This is a genomic window from Pseudomonadota bacterium (assembly GCA_010028905.1).
GTDB lineage: Bacteria > Vulcanimicrobiota > Xenobia > RGZZ01 > RGZZ01 > RGZZ01.
In genome coordinates this window covers 1-2,369 of the sequence record RGZZ01000640.1, presented here as the reverse complement: position 1 = coordinate 2,369, position 2,369 = coordinate 1, and the positions used below count along the sequence as shown (strand labels likewise).

The 2,369-nt window shown below is 62.3% G+C and carries 1 protein-coding gene; it reads right to left on the bottom strand.

Features of this window, described 5'->3' with window-relative positions; genetic code table 11:
- Window positions 1–34: 34 nt before the first annotated feature.
- Window positions 35–2,161, bottom strand: a complete 2,127-nt coding sequence (locus EB084_23855) for a hypothetical protein (GenBank protein ID NDD31297.1) — start codon at window positions 2,159–2,161, stop codon at window positions 35–37.
- Between the last annotated feature and the right edge of the window lie 208 nt (window positions 2,162–2,369).

Genomic DNA, 2,369 nt, shown 5'->3' with positions numbered 1-2,369 from the left:
TGGACGACGCGTCGGCCAATTTGTCGAGAGCGCATCACGCGAGTTCGACACTGGGCGACTGCGGCGACATGAAGTGCACTTGGCCGTAATCGTAGTCGCTGATTTCGCGGCCGTAGTCGCTCTCGGTGTACTCCGGATACAGCCCGACGCCGCGTCCGAGCGACGCGACGAGTGCACGCACCGACCGAAAGCGTGCGCTCGCCGGCACATACATCAATTGGAGGTGGATGCACCGGCGCACGATCGGCGCGAGGTCGGTCACCGCGCTGCACCCAAACATGTCGAGTTTTTGGAGGAGCGGGCACGAGTGTGCGATCGTGTGGACGTCGAAGTCGGTCACGTGCTTGCAGTCGCGCAAGTAGACGAAGCGCACGGCCGGGCTTCGTCGCAGCAGCACGCTCACGCTCACGACGTCGACGCAGTGATTCAGGTTGAGGTACGACAGCTGCAGCGGCGACGCCGCGTGCGTCGTCGCCGCACCCACATTTTGGACGAGCGGGCACCCGCTCGCGTTCAGGTACGACAGCGACGTGCACTCGTGCGCGACCGCCCTCACTCCGACGTCGGTCACGCGCGTGCAGAAGCGCATGTCCACATGACGCAACCTCGAGCAGCTGCGTGCGAGCGCGACGACGCCGACGTCGCTCACGCCACTGCAGAAGCCCATGTCGACGAATCGCAGCCGCACGCAATGCTCGGCGAGCAGCACGACGCCGACGTCGCTCACGCGAGGGCACCCACTGATCTCGACGTGCTCGAGGTGCGGGCAGTGCGATGCGAGCGCCGCGACGCCCGAGTCGGTCAAGTGGCAGCACGACGCGAGGCACATCGTGCTCAGTCGCGTGCAATTCACGAGCGCCGCCATGCTCGCATCGGTCACTTCGCCGCAGTACCGCATGTCGAGGCGCGCGAGCGACGGGAGCGTCGCCAGCGTGAGGACGATCGCGCGCTCGCTCAGGTTGTAGCAATTCCCGATGGAGAGCGACCTGAGGTGTGGGCACGTGTTTGCGATCGCGCACATGTCGGCCTCGAATGCACACGCTTCGATGTCGAGGTGCGTGAGTGCCCGCCACAAATGGTCGGCTCGGGGTGCACGACTGCACCACCGACGGCGGGGCCAGTCGAGGGCGTGATGCACCGAGACGTTCTTGCAATTCCGCATCGAGAGCGACGCGAGGTGCGGGCACTTGTCGAGTGCGACGCCGATGGAGTCGTTGCGTACGTACATGCAGTACGACACGTCCAGATACTCGAGCCGAGTGCAGCTCGAGACGACGCTCGCAATCCCGACGTCGGTCACGTCGAAGCAGCGGCTCACGTCCAAGTGCGTGAGCAGCGGGCATCGACGGAGCGCTGCGACGTGCGCGTCCGTCAACTTGTAGCACCGGCTCACATTCAAGTGCGTCAGCGCTTCGCAGCGCTCGAGTGGATCGATGCTGCCGATCGAAGACCCGCTCGCGTCGATGTGAGTGAGGTTGCGAACGTTGGCGGCGTCGGCGACGACGACGCTCAGATCGGTGAGATTGAAGCAATTGTGCACGACGAGGCGTCGGAGGTGCGAGAGCTTGAGCGCGGGCGACGCGTCGTTCATGCCGCTGCACCCGCTCACGTGCAGATGCGTGAGGCTCGGCCACTTGGCCGAGATGTCGAGGTCGAATGCCAGCTTCGGGCACTCGACGAGTGTGAGCGACGTGAGCGACGACGACGAAGTGCGGTTGAAGAGCGTGCGCATGTCGGTCAGCTGGTCGCACTCAGCGATCTCGAGCGTGCGAACGTTCGACATCTGCACCATCTCGATCATGTGGTCGTCGACTTGCACGACGGAGTCGCGCCCGCGAATGTCCACACTCGTGAGCGAGCTGAGGAGTCGGAGTCGGCGGTGCAATTGCGCTCTGACACGCCGCGCCTCTCTCGCGGCATTGCACGACGACGACGACGGCAATTGTGAGATCGGGAACGGCAATGGGCAGTAGGACGAAGGCGACAACCGTGCAGGCAGGACAAAAAACAAGTTCGGAGCGTACTGCGCCTTTGCGAACCACGTTGCGGCGATCGATGCGAGTGACGTGCACGTGCAAGTGAACACGCACGCAACGTCGACTGCAAACTCACTCGACTCGATGATCGAGACCACGACGTCGAATGGCAGTGCGTCGAGCATTTGAGCTTCGCTCAACGGAAGGTGTGAGTGCGTGTACACATCCGCCGAACGAGGCAAGTGCAAATAAGACAGGGGTTTGAGTGTGCGATCATAAGAATCTGATGTCTTTAGAAATCGAATTCCAACTCAGTGATCATGATCTTTTTTTTTTTTTAGCGACACTTGAAGACAACAAGCATCGACGCTGCCATAGTCGACAACGAAGATG